The organism is Vibrio sp. 10N.261.46.A3, assembly GCF_041472995.1.
GTDB classification, from domain to species: domain Bacteria; phylum Pseudomonadota; class Gammaproteobacteria; order Enterobacterales; family Vibrionaceae; genus Vibrio; species Vibrio coralliirubri.
Genome location: NZ_JBFRRH010000110.1, coordinates 39,407 through 57,180, shown reverse-complemented (window position 1 = coordinate 57,180; position 17,774 = coordinate 39,407). Strand labels below are relative to the sequence as shown.

Sequence of the window (17,774 nt, the reverse complement as noted above, 5' to 3'; positions counted from 1 at the left end):
TATAGACGGGTTATTTTGCCACACGACCTGTAAGGTCGTTCCAAGACAAAATCAATTTTTTAGACAAAAACTCAGAACTGCTAGCTTGATCACTAACAAAGCGTCGGGATTAACGAGACGCAAAAGGTAAGAAGGCTCATTTAACACTATCTATAAAGATAAGGTGTCTCAAGAACACCCTGTATTAAACAAGCCTCTATTTTAAAAGTCTTAGCGACTAGATCATCTGAATGTTGATTTGGTTGTTGAGAGGTTTAACCTTCTCTTGCAACCTTTTCAGATCTTCAATGACCGCATCATTCAAGCGAGTCTCTGCCTTATGGCGCGTGAGATTCTGCTGCATGCGTTCTTTCTTCGTCAGTTCCTGTCTTGCCTCTCCGCGAGCCATATCTTTTACGATATGGTACAGCTCAGAAAGAGCAGGATACTCAGAATCAAAATCGACACGCTCATCACCCTGAACATTATCCATAATGATACACACTCGGATACTGATCTCAGGTAAGTCACATTGCCCTTGAATGCCCGCTAAGCACAAAGTATTTACGTTTTCGTAAATCGTCGCGTTACGTTTTTCAATGGCTAGTGCTTGATGCTGCTTTTGCAACTCCGTCTGCTTCTTCACTTGAAGTAGAAGGTAACCTGCGTAAGAGCCCAAGCCGAGAATGATAATTCCACCAGCAATTGCTAATAAGGTTACGTTCATTGGCTATTAACCTTTAAAGCTGTCTAAATCGAAATCTTCGAATTGAGATAGCAAGTCTTCGTCAGAGCTCGCTTTCTTCTTAGAGGCAACCGGTGCTTCTTCGAAGATCTCTTCTTCATCGTCTTCTGGCTCTAGTAGACCTAAGCGGCCCATTAGGTGTTCGATACGATCAAGTTTCTCATCAACAAACTTCTGTAGACCCGCACCTAGGTTTTCACCATTTTCGATACGATCTAGCAGTGTGTTCAGTTGAGCATCATTTTCAAGCATCTCTAACTCTTGTTCGTTAGATAGCTTGCGCTCTTGTTTAGTCGGCTTCTTCGCTGGTTCAACGATCAGCGGAATTTTTTTCTTGCTGCCTAAACGTGGATCACGAGCTTGTGCAGCTTTACGCTGTTTTGCTTCGCTACCATCTGAGTGACGGCTGCCAGACTTAAGGCCTTTACGCTTTTTAACACGCTTACGTTCACGACCTTCAACATCAGATTCACTACGGTTACGAGTAACCATAGGTTCCGGAGCGCCAAGTGCTCCCGGCTTTCTTGATTTCTTACTACGACCCATTACTGCACTTTCCTCAGTAAAATTACATCATTTCCAAAAAATTCTAGTTCGAGCTTATCCCGCTCTGCCAAAAACTGGAATGTTTGACGACTAAAGAAGACGACATGTGTCGGGTCATTCTTGTAGTGCCAACCAGCAAACGCGTCTACGTCTATTACTAGTTTAGTCATAAGACCAATCCAGCCCTTGGGTTTAACTAAATTCAACCATTGCTGCCACACTTTGTCTGGGTGATAAAGATGCTCTATCACCTCCGTGGCAGTCATAAAGTCATACGTTTTTTCCAACACAGAGGTATCTGGGTGGTAATAGATATCGTACAACTCCATGGTGTGTCCGGCTTCTTCTAACATAATAGATAGCGTAGGGCCTGGGCCACAACCAAAATCCAACCCTTGTGAGTTAGATGAAATTTTGTCTGTTAGTGGATCCGCGATGCGAGATAAAAAGCGGCGATAGCCTGCATCACTAGGATCGTTCTCATGGAGATCATAGTGTGCTTTTTCTTCTTTTGCTTCTAACCTTTGTTCAGGTTTAACAAATACCAGTTCACATTGCTGACACTGCAGATAGGCTCTGCGTTTGTCTTCAAAATAGTGATTCACGCCTTGGTGATGGCATAAGGGACAAGTATACATAGCACATCCTTAAACAGGGATGCGAAACATACCAGAAACTGAGTTTATAGTGGAGAGGTATTGGGTGTTTTTTCATCAAATCAATAAAAAAAGCGATAGGAAAACCTATCGCTCTCTAAATCTGCCTATATCGGCCAAAATTTGCATACTCAACTTGGTACACAAATCTCCATTTGTTATTGGTGCTTTCCATGCCATATTTGTTTGTTGTTCATCGTCCTGATGAGTTTTGGCTATCCTTTTCTAACACCTTGTTGCTGGGCTGTCCTAGCCTGATCCGTTTCTGTCTATACCGTTAGACTAGATGATCATCCATATCTAAGTCAGCTCCTAGCTGATGTCGGTTACTTTACCGTGTTACAAAAAGACTACAAGAGTGCGACTTCACACTTTTGTACACAAATCGATCACACATTGATGAATCAGACATAAACACAAAATGCATTAATAAAACCAATACAAAAGAAAACGCCCCGACCATTACTGATCGGGGCGTCTCTTCAATCTCGCTCGAACGTACATTCCTTTACTCTGGCTAAGAGCAAGAAACCGACAAATTAGTGTAAACCACCAACGTACTTCGATAAGGTATCAATATCAGCGTCTGTTAACTTTTTAGCTACATCACGCATCATCGCATTCATGTCGTTATTACGGTCACCATCGCGGAATTTTTCAAGTTGAGCCTTGATGTAATCTGCGTGTTGACCTGAAATTTTAGGGAAACCAGAAAGTTCGGTGCCATTACCACGAGGGCCGTGACAAGCAATACACGCCGTTACGCCGCGTTCTGCGTTGCCCGCTGTGTAAAGAACCTTACCTTCATCTACTACATTTTCAGGAGTAGAGTTACTAGAGATAGGTAGAGAGGCGTAGTATGCCGCTAGGTCAGCCATATCTTCTTCAGATAAAGGCATCGCCATTGCACCCATTACAGGTTCGTAACGACCTTGCTTACCACCACTTGTCATACCTAGCTTAAGCTCTTTTAACTGCTTCTCTAGATACTTCTCATGTTGACCGGCCAGCTTAGGGTACTGAGTGATCAGACTGTTGCCGTCAGCACCGTGGCAGGCAACACATGTTTGTGATTTGGCTTTACCAGCTTCAATACTACCTTGAGCCCATACTGAGCAGCTGGCTAAAAGACTCAAAATTAGCGCTAATTTCTTCATGACATTCCATTATAATTATCAAGCTTCCAGTACCACTCTATGTTGCCACTCATGGTACAATAGGCGACCTTATGCCGAGCACGGTTATTTTACACAAATTCACAAAAAAGTAATCAATCGACTACACAAAGTCGAGATGGAGTTAACAGTGAGCGTAAAAATTCATTATCAAAACACGCATTTCATTACCAGTGCACCTGATATTCGTCATTTACCAGAAGACGAAGGGATCGAAATTGCGTTTGCAGGACGCTCCAATGCTGGTAAATCTAGCGCGCTAAATCGCGTTACAAACCAAAAAAGCTTGGCGAAAACCAGTAAAACACCCGGTCGAACTCAGCTAATCAACCTATTTAAGGTAACGGACGGTTGTCATATCGTCGATTTACCTGGATATGGCTTTGCTCAAGTACCACTTGAGATGAAGAAAAAATGGCAGAAGTCGCTAGGTGAATACCTACAACGACGTGAAAGCCTGAAAGGTTTAGTGGTATTGATGGATATCCGTCACCCAATGAAAGACCTTGACCAACAAATGATCTACTGGGCTATCGATAGCCGTATCCCAGTGCAGGTTTTGTTAACAAAAGCAGACAAACTGAAAAGTGGTGCGCGTAAAGCACAGCTACTGAAAATCCGTAACGATGCAAAATCTTTCGGTGGTGATGTTGCGGTTGATGTCTTCTCTTCAATGAAGGGCATCGGCGTAGACCAACTGCGTGCCAAGATGGATGAGTGGTTTGCTCCAGCGCTTGCTGATCAAATCCTTGATGAGTTAGCGGACGAAGAGCATAACGACTCAGAGTAATTCCTCTACTTATCGCTATAGGTTAGAGCACTTACAACAGGTGATTTAGCCTTATCAATGCCCCTCCTTATATAGGTGGGGTATTTTTTTGCCCAAAAATGAGTGAGTTAAGCCTAAGTTTTTAGTGTTAAAGATCGGATTTAGCCACTAAAACCAATAGAAGTGAACCATACTAAAAGACACATCTAAATAATCAGAACAATGAGAAAGGAATACTCATGTGGAAAACACCATTGGCCATCATTGCACTTATGTTGGTCTCACTGACAGGATTTGCCTCTGAAGCAGAACAAGAACAAGCCCCACTGATCAATGTCGATATGACCTTAGATCTCGATGGCATGGAAAAGTACGCCCAAGATGCGAGTGAGTCTCTTGAGGTGATATCGCAATCTTTGCAGGCGATAGTCAACAACCCCAACCTAAGCGACGACCAGCAACAAGCCCTCAATCAAACCGTTGAAAGCATCAATAAGCTTGCGAGCTCCACCAAGACATCCCTCAATCAACTGCCACAGGCCTTAGACCAATCTCGACTCGCCTTTAAACAAACCAGCCAAGTGCTGTTGGATGACATTCAGACCAAGATCATCATTGCGCTGGCGGCCGTTATCGGTGTGATTATTATCGCTTTGACCGCTATCTATCTGCTTATCCTGAAACCCATGCAGCAAACCTTGGTAAAAGCGACCAACAATATCTCTTCGATGGCGCAATCCATCCAGATCACCGCCGAAGCACTGAAATACAGCACCGAGAAACAACAGAAAATCATGGATTACATTGAGCATTCACCGACTCAATACACTGATAAATAAGGCGTGAGCCATCAATCCTTTATCGATAACTTGTAAAATAAAAGTTATTTCAAGTGATAAAACAATCGACTTAGAGACGGATTTAAATTACCAAAAGCTGATCGAATTCCAGAACTAAGGCAAATCAGGGGTTTATCACTGTGCTTGAGAAAGTGTAATAAAAGGCACTAAAAATGAGAGGTTTTACGGGGGAATGATAGGTTGGAAATATTTTTCTTTCGCACAAGAAAAAACGCCCCAGTCAAATACTGACTGGGGCGGCTGAATCAGCCTAATCCAATAACGTGAAACAAAAGGTCTGAAAGATAGAACATCTTACCTCTGTACCCTACGAGATTTAATGTACAACAATTGCTCAGAAATGAAAACAATTTTTGTAGTTTTTTTTCATGAATGTTTTATTAAAACACCTAAATTCTTATTACGACTTAACTTTATTTTAGACAAAAAAAAGCCAGTGTTTGTGCACTGGCTCATACTAATTTACTTATTAAGGTCAAAAACTGATTAGTGGGCTTGATCCCAGTTGTCACCGTGGCCAGCTTCCGCGACAAGCGGCACTTCTAGCTCTGCAGCAGATTCCATCAATTCTTGTACTTTACTTTCAATTTCGGCTAAAGATGACTCTTCCACTTCAAACACCAATTCATCGTGTACCTGCATAAGCAGTTTCACACGACCATCGCCTTCCGCTTGAATCCACTCATCCACCAACAACATCGCTTTCTTAATGATGTCAGCCGCTGTGCCTTGCATTGGCGCGTTGATCGCCGCGCGTTCAGCAGCCTTACGACGCATGCCATTACGAGATTGAATCTCAGGAAGGTGCAGACGACGACCGTAAATGGTTTCAACGAAGCCTTGCTCTGAAGCTGCACTGCGCGTGTCTTCCATATACTGCATTACGCCAGGATAACGCTCGAAGTAAGTATCCATGTAGTGCTGTGCTTCGCCACGAGGAATACCCAGTTGCTTAGCCAAGCCAAAGGCACTCATACCGTAGATAAGACCGAAGTTAACGGCTTTAGCACGACGACGTTGTTCAGTGGTCACACTCTCAATATCAACACCAATGATCTCAGCAGCCGTTGCCGCGTGGATATCTTTGCCTTGTTGGAATGCTTCAAGAAGCGCTTTATCACCCGAAAGGTGCGCCATGATACGCAATTCAATTTGAGAGTAATCGACCGCTAGAATCTTCCAGCCATGTTGTGCAACGAATGCTTGGCGGATACGACGGCCTTCTTCATTACGAATTGGGATGTTCTGTAGGTTTGGATCTGTTGAAGACAAACGACCCGTTGCTGTCACCGCTTGGTGATAAGACGTATGAACACGACCCGTTTCAGCGTTGATCATCTTCGGCAGCTTATCTGTGTAAGTCGACTTCAGCTTCGCAAGGCCACGATATTCAATGATCAGCTTAGGTAGCGGGTAATCAAGAGCCAGTTCTTGCAGCACTTCTTCGTTGGTTGAAGGTGCACCTGATGGCGTTTTCTTAATAACTGGCAGACCCATTTTCTCAAACAGGATCGCTTGCAGCTGTTTTGGCGAGTTCATGTTGAACTCTTGCTCTGCAATCTCGTAGGCTTTCTGTTCTAGCTCATCCAGACGAACCGCAATCTCTTGCGATTGAGCGCCCAGCAACATGTCATCGATGAATACGCCGGTACGTTCAATGCGAGACATCACAGGGATCAGGGGTACTTCGATTTCTTCATAGATGGCTTTTAGCTTTTCATCTTGCTCAATGTTTTCCATCAAACGGTTATGAAGACGTAAAGTCACGTCAGCATCTTCTGCTGCGTATGGAGACGCTTCACCCAGCTCAATCTGGTTGAAAGTAAGCTGCTTCTTACCTTTACCTGCGATTTGCTCAAATGAGATGCAGCTGTGCTGTAGGAAACGCAGCGCTAGACTGTCCATATCATGCTTGCCACCTACGCTATTGAAAACGTAAGACGCCAACATGGTGTCGTGTTTGATGCCTTTCATCTCGATACCGTAGCGCGCTAGCACACTCATATCGTACTTAAGGTTCTGACCGACTTTCGCTTGTGCGTCATCTTCAAGAATCGGCTTAAGCTGTTCAAGTACCCAATCACGATCTAGCTGCTGCGGTGCATCTAGGTAATCATGAGCAACCGGCACGTAAGCGGCAACGCCTTCTTCAGTCGCGAATGACAGGCCAACGAGGTTCGCCACCATGTAATCTAGGCTGTCTGTCTCAGTATCGAAAGCAAACACTTCAGCCGCTTTCAGTTTCTCTAGCCAAACATTGAATGACGCTTCATCGAGGATGGTTTCGTAGTTGCTGCGATCAATCGTCACGGCAGAGGTGTTCATTTCTACGGTAGAAGTGGTTGATGCCGTATTGCTGCGCACTGCGCCCGACTTTTCATCCGCCTCAACCACACCACTACCACCTTCAAGTAGCTCGTTCAACCAAGACTTGAAGACCAGTTGACCGTATAGCTTAATCAGCTCATCCGTGTTTGGTTGTGCTTTTACAAGCGATTCAGGTGTCTCTTCTAACTCGACGTCCAGTTTGATCGTTGCAAGCTCATAAGACATCTCAGCGTTGTCTTTATTATCAATCAGCTTCTTAGCCATGGTTTTTGAACCACGGAAGCCAAGAGCGGCAATATCATCCAGGTTTTGATACAGCTTTTCGATGCTACCAATGCCTTGCAGCAGAGCAGTCGCTGTCTTGTCACCGACACCCGGAACTCCTGGGATGTTATCGACTTTATCGCCCATCAGCGCAAGGTAGTCGATAATAAGCTCTGGCGGAATGCCAAACTTCTCAATCACGCCTTCACGATCCATTACCACGTTGGTCATGGTGTTAATCAGAGTAACGTTATCATCGACAAGCTGCGCCATATCTTTATCGCCAGTACTAATAAGCACAGGCATACCCATCGCAGAAGCTTGAGAAGCGAGCGTACCGATCACGTCATCCGCTTCAACGCCGGGAATAGAGATAAGTGGCAAACCCATTGCACGAATCACATTGTGCAAAGGCTCAATCTGGCAACGAAGATCATCAGGCATAGGTGGACGATTTGCCTTGTACTCTGGGTACATGTCATCACGGAACGTCTTTCCTTTCGCATCAAAAATTACCGCAATACGATCAGAAGCAAATTGACGCATCATGCTGCGCAGCATGTTAACTACACCGTAAACAGCGTTAGTTGGGATATCACCATTGCTCATTGTGCCAGGGTAAGCATGGAACGCGCGATATAGGTAAGAAGAGCCATCGATCAGAATCAATGGATTATCAGGAATACGAGCCATAATGTTTGTGTATCCAGTAAGTACAGAAATTATCTGTTAAGAATGCCACGTCTGTTGGCTGGATTCCACGTTGTCGATCTGTATCCGTTCACTCGGTTGTGTTCGTTATAATCGATTTGTTGTTATTTTTTGTTCTTAGACGCAAGCGTTCTGTGGATAACTCTGTTTATATTATTTATCCACCCTGTTGAGAACTAAGGTGGACAACTCAAAAAACACCAATAAACACCTGAAAATAAAGAATAATTTTACAGATCGAACAGATGATCAACGATCTTTTCTCGATCTTGCATTGTGGAAAAGAATGCTGATGGCGTTTTATTCATAAAAATACGTGCCACTAAATATGCATCTTGTTGAAATGGTAGGTATAAAAAAAGCGACACCCTAAGATGTCGCCTAGCAAAAACCGGTAAAGCCATTCAAATTGAATACCACAGCTTTACCTAAAAGCTATAAATTACACTGGAAGCAATGTGAGCAATGTCGTGTCAAAAAGAACTTAGTACAAGTTCGCGAGAATTCTGTTGGGTAACCAAGTAGATACTTGAGTACTTAACATCCTTGTGAACATTTCCTCATTCCCTAAGACGAAGTTAATAATAATGATTCTCATTTAATAGTCAACACTTAAATGATAATAAATCTCATTTAATTTATAAACCGTTAACAGCAGTGCTTAAATTTGCTTCAAAAAATGGATTCTATGGTCATTAATGTCTTCTTTTTCTTCAAATCTTTCGATTAGGTAACCGTTTCTCAATAACAGGCGCAACATTGCAGGGAACTGGTTACGAGACTTAACCTTTAACTGTCTGTAGCCCTGCTCTTTCGCCCACTGTTCCTGAGCGTCTAATTGCGCCTGTGCAACGCCTTTGTTCCTCGCGAGCGGTGACACGCCACCAAACCAGCTGTAAAAAGTATCTTGATCCAATTCATAGCCGATCTTAAAACCGAGCAGCACGTCAGCTTCTTCAGCCACTAAAATAAGGTTCTTTTTTCCTGCCAGCCGCTCTGAAAGAGAAGCGACGCTCTCTTTTTTAGCGAACTCAGAGATCTGCTCGACCACAGACACCACTTCTTCTAACGAACCTTCACGTACAACAACTGACATCTTATTCATCCTTATAAACGAAAGGGCTGGCACAATGGCCAACCCTTTACTGATCACTTAAGTGAACCCTACACGATTACTTTTCTTTTAAGTGCTCTGCGGCTTGTGCATTGTCTTCTGCAAGCCACTCAGCCACATCTTTAGCGAAGTAAGTAAGAATGCCATCAGCACCAGCGCGCTTAAAGCACAGCAGTGATTCCATGACGGTTTCACGCTCTTTCAGCCAACCGTTTTGAATCGCTGCTTTGTGCATCGCATACTCACCAGACACTTGGTAGGCAAATGTCGGCGCTTGAAGTTCATGCTTCACACGGCGCACGATATCTAGGTAAGGCATGCCAGGCTTAACCATCACCATGTCGGCACCTTCATTAAGATCCATCGCAACTTCGTGAATCGCTTCATCACTGTTCGCAGGATCCATTTGGTAGTTCTTCTTGTTACCACCTTTCAGGTTCGAAGCACTGCCGACTGCGTCGCGGAATGGACCGTAGTAGCACGATGCGTATTTCGCAGAGTACGCCATAATCTGAGTATGAATATGGCCCGCTTCTTCTAACGCTTCACGGATCTTACCAATGCGACCATCCATCATATCTGACGGTGCAACCACGTCAGCACCTGCTTCAGCGTGTGATAATGCTTGCTTGATCAAGACTTCAGTCGTCTCGTCATTCATCACGTAACCATCTTCATCGATGATGCCGTCTTGGCCGTGAGTGGTGAACGGGTCTAGTGCTACGTCAGTAATAACGCCAATGTTTGGCACATGCTCTTTTAGTAAACGTACAGCGCGCTGCACCAAACCTTCTGAGTTATGAGCTTCAGCTGCGCATAAACTTTTAGCATCTTGGTTCACGACTGGGAATAGAGCAATCGCAGGGACACCCAGTTTTGACAGGTAATCTGCTTCCTCGAGCATATAGTCGATAGACAAGCGTTCAACACCTGGCATTGACTCGACAGGCTCGCGGCGGTCTTTACCCATCAGGATAAACATTGGGTAGATTAGATCATCCACAGACAATTGATTTTCTGCCATTAGGCGACGGCTAAAGTCGTGCTTACGCATACGGCGCATACGGCGACCTGGGAATTGACCTTGAATTGAAACAGACACTAGATTCTCCTTGCCTAGTCTAAGCACCGAAATACTTAGATATGAAAAGTGCTAAATACAGGCAAAAGCATATCACTGATGGCTCAGGACGCTAGCAGTAAAATATGAAACCCACTCAAAAATAGGGATAAATGGCAAAAAATGACCTTCTCCTCACACTGCCGTATACTCATGACAACTCAGTAAAGACCGCTTTCAGGACAAAACAATGATCGACACCCATGCTCATATTTACGCTAGTGAATTCGATGAAGACCGCGAACAAGTCGTGCAGCGCGCACTGGCTCAAGGGATTGATACCATTCTATTGCCGAACATCGATTTAGAATCTATCGAGCCAATGTTAGCGACGGAAGCTCAGTTTCCTGATGTGTGCCGTTCAATGATGGGCTTACACCCTTGTTATGTGGATGCGAATATCGAGCAAACCCTCAAAACCATTCGAGCTTGGTTTGATAAGCATGACTTTATCGCCGTGGGTGAGATTGGTATCGACTTGTACTGGGATAAAACCTTCAAGGCTGAACAAGAGATGGCGTTTGTGACTCAACTACAGTGGGCAAAAGAGCTTGATCTACCCGTGGTGATCCACACTCGTGATTCCATTGAAGAGACACTTGCCCTACTTCGTAAAGAACAAGATGGCAGCTTACGCGGGGTATTTCACTGCTTTGGTAGCAGCTTAGAGGAAGCTCAAGCGATCAACGAGCTAGGCTTTCATTTAGGTTTAGGCGGCGTTTCGACCTTTAAGAATTCAGGGATGGACAAGGTGATCCCACATCTCGATATGGATTACGTCATCCTAGAGACAGATTGCCCATATTTAGCACCAACACCGAATCGCGGTAAACGCAATGAACCAGCCTACACAGAATTAGTAGCAAAACGCATCGCCGAATTACGCGGAATTCCCCTTGAAGAAGTCGAAAACATAACCACCACAAATGCTAAGGCATTGTTTAATTTATGATAAATCTATTAATAAGTAATTATTACGGATTTTTCCTGAATTTATTTGAGAAAGCTCAGTGACATGTATAGTATCAACCACCTGCATATGGAGGTAGTTGATTATGTGTGACCATTCACAACACTTACAACGTCAACATCGAACCCTATGGCATAAAATTTTGGGCATCAAAGAGCTCTATATATGTCAGAACTGTGGCTATCAGTTAAAGATTCGATAAACAGACATAATAAAAAAGCGGCCCTAGGCCGCTTTTTTATTATGTGATTTTTACTGAAGCATTCCGAATCAAGATTCAGCTTCTTCCTCTTCATCCGCATCTGGCTTACGCGTATAAAAACGTGCGAAGAACAGACCAATCTCAAACAGAATACACATTGGAATCGCCAACAGTGTTTGCGAGATCATATCAGGTGGTGTCAGCATCATACCGATGATGAAAGCACCCACAACAATGTAAGGACGCTTTTCAGACAGAGATTGAGGCGTTGTTGCACCCGTCCAACACAACAAGATAATCGCAACAGGCACTTCAAAGGCAATACCAAAAGCAAAGAACAGCGCGAGTACAAAATCAAGATAGCTTGAGATGTCGGTTGCGAACTCTACTCCCCCTAATGATATGGCCGTAAAAAAGCCAAATACCAACGGGAATACAATAAAGTAAGCGAACGCCACACCACAGTAAAACAGCAATGAACTTGAAGCCAATAGCGGCATGATCAAGCGTTTTTCATGCTTGTATAAGCCCGGAGCAACAAAAGCCCACACCTGATACAAAATAAACGGAACCGCGAGGAATATAGACGCGATCAAGGTTAATTTCAGCGGTGTGAAAAATGGCGATGCAACATCGGTTGCGATCATCGTCGCCCCTTCCGGTAGACGATCTACCAAAGGTGCTGATACGAATTCATAAATATCATTAGCAAAATAAATTAGCCCGACAAATATCACTAGCACCGCGACAATCGCACGTAGAAGGCGATTACGTAGTTCTAGAAGGTGGCTAATTAAAGGCTGTGTCTGCTCAGTCGAAGACATGTCAAACCTCTTAAACAGGAAGATCGAAAAGGAGCCGCGCGTGTATCTATCCAGTTGAATTGGTATCCACTTGAATAGTTGTTTACTTGAATAGCTATCTATTTAAACATCTAGCGACTCAAGCATCCGGCGACTCCTCCTTGCGAGACTATTCGGCTTTCTTATCTGACGGTGCTGAAGCTTCGCTGTTGACCTGAATGGTTTCAGATTCCACAGTTTCCGTGACACTAGGTTTAGTCTCACTTGGCTTATCAGACTCAGGCTTAGCATACGGACGTTGAACCTCAGCAGCGGCCTGCTTAAGTTCATCGACTGACGCTTTAAGGTCTGGAGATAAATCTTCCATACCCATTTTTTCCGCCTTGCGTAGGTTTTCTTGCAGCTCTTGCACCTTAAGCTCATGAGAAAGTTCATCTTTCACACTATTTGCCATGCTTTTCGCTTGTCCAACAAACTTGGAAATACTGCGAATCGCCACGGGCAAACGCTCAGGCCCTAAAACCACTAACCCAACGACAGATATTAATACCAGTTCCCAAAAACCGATATCAAACACGATTTACGCCTGCTCTTTGTCTTTCTTTGTTTCAGCAGTTGTTTCAGCGTGAGCTTCTGTCTTCTGCTGTTCAATATTCTTTGGTTCGAAGTCTGCATCTTTCTTATCTGCAGGCTTGTCTTCATCGCTCATCGCTTTTTTGAAGCCTTTAACCGCTGAACCTAAGTCACCACCCATACCGCGCAGTTTCTTTGTTCCGAATAGCAAAATTACAATTACAGCAATGATTAGAAGTTGCCAAATACTGATACCACCCATTGTCATTGTCCTCGGGTCTGTCTACACATAAAAATATTAAGAGAGTCTACTGTCTAACGACGGTAAGCTCGCCAACTAAGCAACCAAAATGTGACACCTGCGATGCCACAGCCCATAGATAGCTGCTCATAAGGGCTTGAAACTAATATTGCGGAGCATACGACTAAAGTGGCTCCAACGCCAAACAAAAACTTTCCAGTTGCTTGCTGACGCTTACTATCTCGGTAGCCTTGATAAAGCTGATCCATTCTGTGGTTCATCGCTTTACCTTGGCGCAAGCTGTCATAAAGTAGCTCTGGCAGCTCTGGCAGTTTTTCTGCCCAGAATGGCGCGCGCTCTTTTACTGCGTTGATCACAGCTTGCGGCCCCACCTGATTCATCATCCAGGTTTCAAGGAAAGGCTTGGCGGTTGCCCACAAATCAAGTTGCGGATACAACTGACGACCTAGACCTTCCACATACAACAAGGTCTTCTGTAGAAGTACCAACTGAGGCTGAACCTCCATGTTGAAACGTCTTGCTGTATTAAATAAGTTTAGCAACACATGGCCAAATGAGATCTCGCCAAGTGGTTTTGCAAAAATTGGCTCACACACCATACGGATCGCGAACTCAAAATCATTGACGTTGGTGTCGTGTGGCACCCACCCCGAATCAACATGCAGCTCGGCAACTTTACGGTAATCTCGATTGAAGAAAGCCAGCAGGTTCTCTGCTAAATAGCGCTTATCTTCGCTGTTGAGCGTGCCGACAATGCCACAATCCAAACCAATCCACTGAGGGTTATCTGGATTCTCTGGGTTAACAAATACGTTGCCCGGGTGCATGTCTGCATGGAAAAAGCTGTCTCGGAATACTTGGGTGAAGAATACCGTCACACCGCGTTCCGCGAGCAATTTCATGTTGGTGCCGTTGGCTTCTAGCGTCTCAATATCGGATACTTGAATACCGTAGATACGCTCTGACACCATTAGGGTTTCGCTGCTTAGATCAGGGATAACCTCTGGAACATACAGCTCTTCACTGCCTTCAAAATTACGTCGCAGTTGAATGGCATTGGCTGCCTCTCGGCGCAGATCCAATTCATCGAGTAACGTTTTCTCGTACTCGTGAACCACTTCAACCGGTTTCAAACGACGTGCTTCAGGAAGCGACTTAGCGACTATACGCGCCATTCGGTGCATCAGTTTTAGATCTGCGTCAATCACCGGGCGAATATCAGGTCGAATTACCTTCAGAACAATCTCGCGACCGCTCTCTTTAAGCTTTGCGGTATGCACCTGAGCAATAGAAGCAGAAGCCAGTGGCTCGATATCAAAGTCGGTAAACCAGTTATCTAAACTGCCACCCAACGCCTTTTCCATATCTTGCTTCGCCAGTTGTCCATCAAACGGCGCAACTTGGTCTTGCAACAGAGCTAACTGATCGGCGATATGAGGAGGGAACAGATCACGACGTGTCGACATCATCTGTCCAAACTTGATCCACACTGGGCCAAGTTCTTGCAGTGCAAGGCGCAAGCGATGACCCAACTCTTTATCTTGATGCTTGTTCTTGAGCCAAAACAGTGACTTTCGCGCCAACAAAGGGGCTTTAGTCAGTTGGTGTTCCGGCATCAACTCATCAAGGCCGTACTCCAACTGTACTTTGATAATATGATAAAGACGTTTCAGTTCTGCTGGGGTCATGCTTTCTCCAACAGAGCGTTCAACTTAGCTTCAAGACGAGCAGCAGAGCTTTTTACGTCATCGACTTGGTCGCAAAAATGCGCGACTTCTAACGGTGCGGGTGCGATCTTCCACTCTTCAGTCAGAACTTGAGCAACATGGTTTTGATGCTTAGTCGCCTGTTTTGCTACAAAGCCACCGACGTTTTTAACGCCTTGGACCAAGGTATGCGCAACCACATCACCCGTTACGCGCGATAACCACTCTTCCAAGTCAGGCTTGCAGTCTGTCATCAGCTGAGCAAATTTCTGAGCCAGTTGAATATCACCTTCTAAGATAAGCTTATCTTGCTTGATCAGCTTGGTGATGTTCGATTGCTCACGCAGTTCCGGTAATACCGATAGGTTCAAAGATAGGTAGCAATCAGGCTGCCCTTCGTATTCCGACAACACATCGATTTGTTGGCTGAAAACGAAAGTGAGTGTTTTATTCAACTCTTTCAAATTAACTTGAATGATCTGCCCCTTTAAACGAGACAAACGACGAACCAAGGCTGGATCATCGTTCACGAAAGTATTTAAAGAGGTTTCAATAACCGCGGTTACCAATGGATCAAATGGCATGACTGTCCTTACCTTTGAAAACGGATAAGCCTTAACCTATCCGTTCTATCTTTATTCTTATTGTTTAGCACGCCCTACGAGCCTGCTACCAAGTTCGACTAGAACTTGTAACCGCGGTGCAGCGCAACAATGCCGCCCGTTAGGTTGAAGTATTTAGTATTCTCGAAACCCGCTTCCTGCATCATGCCTTCCAAGGTTTCTTGGTTAGGGTGCATGCGGATAGATTCTGCAAGGTAACGATAGCTGTCTGCATCGTTAGCAATCAGCTCACCCATTTTTGGCAACAGATGGAAAGAGTAGGCATCGTAAACCTTCGATAGCGGCTCAAGTACTGGCTTAGAAAACTCAAGAACCAACAAACGACCACCCGGCTTAAGCACACGGTACATTGAACGCAGCGCTTGGTCTTTATCGGTGACATTACGCAGACAGAAGCTGATGGTAATGCAATCGAAGTAGTTGTCTGGGAAAGGCAACTCTTCAGCGTTTGCTTGAACGTAATGTACGTTGCCAACAATACCGCTATCACGCAGCTTATCACGGCCAACATTCAGCATTGAGTTGTTGATATCAGCAAGAACCACGTGGCCTTTTTCACCAACGATACGCGAGAACTTCGCAGTCAGGTCACCGGTACCACCACCAAGGTCTAGGATACGTTGACCCGGGCGAACGCCACTACAATCAATCGTGAATCGCTTCCACAAGCGGTGAACACCACCCGACATTAAGTCATTCATGATGTCGTATTTAGCGGCTACAGAGTGAAATACCTCTGCTACTTTCGCGACTTTTTCGTCTTTTGCGACTGTTTCGAAACCAAAGTGTGTGGTTTCTGACTCTACTGCTGAATTTGTCTGCACGCTTGTGTCCATAATGCTGTTATCTACCATGGTAAGTTCTCATCGACAGCGCTCTTTGTATTTAGAGGCGCTGCGGCCGATTAGTTTACTTTATCCTCAGCAGGTTGTCTTTCTACTAAGGAGGCATTTTCTGAAAAAGCCTCATTTTGCGCCATTTCAGCCAAACCAATCGAGATCGGTTTCTTCACTTCAACACCCAGTTGCTTGAAGCTTTCGGCCTGACGAATCACGTTGCCTCGCCCTGTGACTAGCTTATTCATCGCCCCTTGGTAGCTTTGGTTGGCTCTGTCTAATGAGCTACCAAGACCTTCCATATCATCAACAAACAGGCGCAGCTTGTCGTAAAGCTTGCTCGCACGTTCCGCGATAACTTGGGCGTTCTGGTTCTGTCTGTCGTTGCGCCACAGATTATCAATGGTACGCAGTGCCACCAGCAGAGTGGTTGGGCTGACCAAGATGATGTTTTGCTCCATCGCATCTTTCACCAAGCTAGGATCGGCCTGAATCGCCACTTGGAATGCTGGCTCAACCGGGATAAACATCAACACGTAATCCAGACTCTGTATGCCTTTGAGCTGATGATAATCTTTCTGGCTCAAGCCTTTAATGTGCGCTCGCAGTGACACCAAGTGATCACGCAATGCAGCATCGCGCTGCTGGTCGGTTTCGGCATTGAAGTAGCGTTCAAAGGCCACCAACGCCATTTTCGAATCGACCACCACTTGCTTGTCTTGTGGCAGATGCACGATCACATCCGGTTGATAACGCTTGCCCGCATCGTTTTGCAGGTTCACTTGCGTTTGGTATTCATGACCTTCGCGCAGCCCTGATTCAGCAAGCACCCGAGCCAGTACCACTTCGCCCCAGTTACCTTGTTGTTTGTTATCACCCTTTAACGCTTGAGTCAGGTTCACCGCTTCACGCGTCATACTCTCATTGAGACGTTGTAGATTCTTAAGCTCATGCACCAAGGTGTGACGCTCTTTGGCCTCTTGGCTGAAGCTGTCGTTCACTTGTTTCTTGAAGCCTTCCAACTGTTCTCTTAGTGGAGACAACAAACCTTCTAGACTCTGCTTGTTTTGCTGATCGACCTTAGCGGTTTTTGTTTCAAACAGTTGATTCGCTAACAGTTCAAACTGCTGCTTAAGTCGTGATTCAGCTTGCTCTAGCAACTGCAGCTTTTCACTGTTCGCTAAGTTTTCTTGGTCATGCCTTGCTTCTTGCTCGCGCAGCTCGGCTTCTAATTCAGACTTATGATCCTTAAGTACATTGATCTCATCGGCATACTGCTGGCGCTCTTGCTTTACCGCCTCAAAGTAGCGCAGCTTTTCCATCGCTGCCATCACCTTACCGTGCGCCTGCTTGAGCTCGAATGCCGCTTTGTCTCGGTCATCATCTAGCTCATCGAGCTCTTGTTGCGCCTCTGCGAGTGATGCTTTGAGCTGAGCTTGCTGAGATTCATGCAACAAACGATCGGACTCTAGCTGCTGCTCGAGCAATCGCTGCTGAAAAGAGAGCTTCTGTTTAATCCACCAACCCACGAG

Annotated in this window: 17 protein-coding genes; 3 read left to right on the top strand and 14 right to left on the bottom strand. The window is 45.0% G+C overall.

What is annotated here, in order from left to right; genetic code table 11:
- Positions 1–217: 217 nt before the first annotated feature.
- The 4 genes from AB4484_RS22325 to AB4484_RS22310 form a co-directional block, all read right to left on the bottom strand.
- Positions 218–706 carry a DUF2489 domain-containing protein gene (locus AB4484_RS22325; protein ID WP_017060164.1) on the bottom strand — a complete coding sequence of 163 codons (489 nt, stop codon included), beginning with the start codon at positions 704–706 and terminating at the stop codon, positions 218–220.
- A gap of 6 nt (positions 707–712) precedes the next feature.
- Positions 713–1,270, bottom strand: a complete 558-nt coding sequence (gene yihI / locus AB4484_RS22320) for a Der GTPase-activating protein YihI (RefSeq protein ID WP_017060163.1) — start codon at positions 1,268–1,270, stop codon at positions 713–715.
- Positions 1,270–1,908 (bottom strand): class I SAM-dependent methyltransferase, encoded by a 639-nt coding sequence (locus AB4484_RS22315; protein ID WP_048612436.1) that lies wholly within the window; start codon positions 1,906–1,908, stop codon positions 1,270–1,272. Before AB4484_RS22315 ends, yihI begins: the two co-directional genes overlap by 1 nt.
- A gap of 557 nt (positions 1,909–2,465) precedes the next feature.
- Positions 2,466–3,083 carry a cytochrome c gene (locus AB4484_RS22310; RefSeq protein ID WP_012602993.1) on the bottom strand — a complete coding sequence of 206 codons (618 nt, stop codon included), beginning with the start codon at positions 3,081–3,083 and terminating at the stop codon, positions 2,466–2,468.
- A 148-nt stretch (positions 3,084–3,231) separates the two neighbouring features.
- Here AB4484_RS22310 and yihA point away from each other — a divergent pair, with 148 nt between their 5' ends.
- Together yihA and AB4484_RS22300 are read left to right on the top strand one after the other, a co-directional pair.
- On the top strand, positions 3,232–3,891 hold the full coding sequence (gene yihA / locus AB4484_RS22305; protein WP_172380502.1) for a ribosome biogenesis GTP-binding protein YihA/YsxC: 660 nt from the start codon (positions 3,232–3,234) through the stop codon (positions 3,889–3,891).
- A 218-nt stretch (positions 3,892–4,109) separates the two neighbouring features.
- Positions 4,110–4,709 carry a GTP-binding protein gene (locus tag AB4484_RS22300; protein WP_248368857.1) on the top strand — a complete coding sequence of 200 codons (600 nt, stop codon included), beginning with the start codon at positions 4,110–4,112 and terminating at the stop codon, positions 4,707–4,709.
- 507 nt (positions 4,710–5,216) lie between these two features.
- Here AB4484_RS22300 and polA read toward each other — a convergent pair.
- The 3 genes from polA to hemB form a co-directional block, all read right to left on the bottom strand.
- Positions 5,217–8,015 carry a DNA polymerase I gene (gene polA, locus AB4484_RS22295; RefSeq protein ID WP_122082645.1) on the bottom strand — a complete coding sequence of 933 codons (2,799 nt, stop codon included), beginning with the start codon at positions 8,013–8,015 and terminating at the stop codon, positions 5,217–5,219.
- A gap of 679 nt (positions 8,016–8,694) precedes the next feature.
- Positions 8,695–9,129 carry a GNAT family N-acetyltransferase gene (locus AB4484_RS22290; protein WP_372080468.1) on the bottom strand — a complete coding sequence of 145 codons (435 nt, stop codon included), beginning with the start codon at positions 9,127–9,129 and terminating at the stop codon, positions 8,695–8,697.
- A gap of 76 nt (positions 9,130–9,205) precedes the next feature.
- Complete coding sequence (hemB, locus tag AB4484_RS22285; protein WP_017060158.1) at positions 9,206–10,249, bottom strand: porphobilinogen synthase; 1,044 nt, start codon at positions 10,247–10,249, stop codon at positions 9,206–9,208.
- Between the two features lie 208 nt (positions 10,250–10,457).
- Between hemB and AB4484_RS22280 the strand changes: the two genes are divergently transcribed.
- Positions 10,458–11,219 carry a TatD family hydrolase gene (locus tag AB4484_RS22280; protein WP_060983246.1) on the top strand — a complete coding sequence of 254 codons (762 nt, stop codon included), beginning with the start codon at positions 10,458–10,460 and terminating at the stop codon, positions 11,217–11,219.
- 288 nt (positions 11,220–11,507) lie between these two features.
- Here AB4484_RS22280 and tatC read toward each other — a convergent pair whose 3' ends face one another.
- The 7 genes from tatC to rmuC all read right to left on the bottom strand — a co-directional run.
- Entirely contained in the window at positions 11,508–12,263 is a 756-nt protein-coding gene (gene tatC, locus AB4484_RS22275) for a twin-arginine translocase subunit TatC (RefSeq protein WP_017060156.1), read from the bottom strand.
- Positions 12,264–12,411: 148 nt separating this feature from the next.
- Complete coding sequence (gene tatB / locus AB4484_RS22270) at positions 12,412–12,819, bottom strand: Sec-independent protein translocase protein TatB (protein WP_048612432.1); 408 nt, start codon at positions 12,817–12,819, stop codon at positions 12,412–12,414.
- 3 nt (positions 12,820–12,822) lie between these two features.
- Entirely contained in the window at positions 12,823–13,077 is a 255-nt protein-coding gene (gene tatA, locus AB4484_RS22265; RefSeq protein ID WP_017060154.1) for a Sec-independent protein translocase subunit TatA, read from the bottom strand.
- Between the two features lie 53 nt (positions 13,078–13,130).
- Positions 13,131–14,765 carry a ubiquinone biosynthesis regulatory protein kinase UbiB gene (gene ubiB / locus AB4484_RS22260; protein ID WP_017065813.1) on the bottom strand — a complete coding sequence of 545 codons (1,635 nt, stop codon included), beginning with the start codon at positions 14,763–14,765 and terminating at the stop codon, positions 13,131–13,133.
- A complete protein-coding gene (locus AB4484_RS22255) occupies positions 14,762–15,367 on the bottom strand; it encodes an SCP2 domain-containing protein (RefSeq protein WP_017063051.1) in 606 nt (201 codons plus the stop codon). Before AB4484_RS22255 ends, ubiB begins: the two co-directional genes overlap by 4 nt.
- A 98-nt stretch (positions 15,368–15,465) precedes the next feature.
- Entirely contained in the window at positions 15,466–16,245 is a 780-nt protein-coding gene (gene ubiE / locus AB4484_RS22250) for a bifunctional demethylmenaquinone methyltransferase/2-methoxy-6-polyprenyl-1,4-benzoquinol methylase UbiE (protein ID WP_026012235.1), read from the bottom strand.
- 65 nt (positions 16,246–16,310) lie between these two features.
- A partial coding sequence (gene rmuC / locus AB4484_RS22245; protein ID WP_372080466.1) for a DNA recombination protein RmuC occupies positions 16,311–17,774 on the bottom strand: 1,464 nt, incomplete at its 5' end.

Bases quoted from the DNA above. Each gene is read 5' to 3' on its own strand.
- AB4484_RS22280 (WP_060983246.1), top strand. From the start codon at position 10,458: ATGATCGACACCCATGCTCATATTTACGCTAGTGAATTCGATGAAGAC.
- AB4484_RS22300 (WP_248368857.1), top strand. From the start codon at position 4,110: ATGTGGAAAACACCATTGGCCATCATTGCACTTATGTTGGTCTCACTG.
- AB4484_RS22255 (WP_017063051.1), bottom strand. From the start codon at position 15,367: ATGCCATTTGATCCATTGGTAACCGCGGTTATTGAAACCTCTTTAAAT.
- AB4484_RS22310 (WP_012602993.1), bottom strand. From the start codon at position 3,083: ATGAAGAAATTAGCGCTAATTTTGAGTCTTTTAGCCAGCTGCTCAGTA.
- AB4484_RS22315 (WP_048612436.1), bottom strand. From the start codon at position 1,908: ATGTATACTTGTCCCTTATGCCATCACCAAGGCGTGAATCACTATTTT.
- ubiB (WP_017065813.1), bottom strand. From the start codon at position 14,765: ATGACCCCAGCAGAACTGAAACGTCTTTATCATATTATCAAAGTACAG.
- AB4484_RS22290 (WP_372080468.1), bottom strand. From the start codon at position 9,129: ATGTCAGTTGTTGTACGTGAAGGTTCGTTAGAAGAAGTGGTGTCTGTG.
- polA (WP_122082645.1), bottom strand. From the start codon at position 8,015: ATGGCTCGTATTCCTGATAATCCATTGATTCTGATCGATGGCTCTTCT.
- AB4484_RS22325 (WP_017060164.1), bottom strand. From the start codon at position 706: ATGAACGTAACCTTATTAGCAATTGCTGGTGGAATTATCATTCTCGGC.
- yihI (WP_017060163.1), bottom strand. From the start codon at position 1,270: ATGGGTCGTAGTAAGAAATCAAGAAAGCCGGGAGCACTTGGCGCTCCG.
- tatA (WP_017060154.1), bottom strand. From the start codon at position 13,077: ATGGGTGGTATCAGTATTTGGCAACTTCTAATCATTGCTGTAATTGTA.
- tatC (WP_017060156.1), bottom strand. From the start codon at position 12,263: ATGTCTTCGACTGAGCAGACACAGCCTTTAATTAGCCACCTTCTAGAA.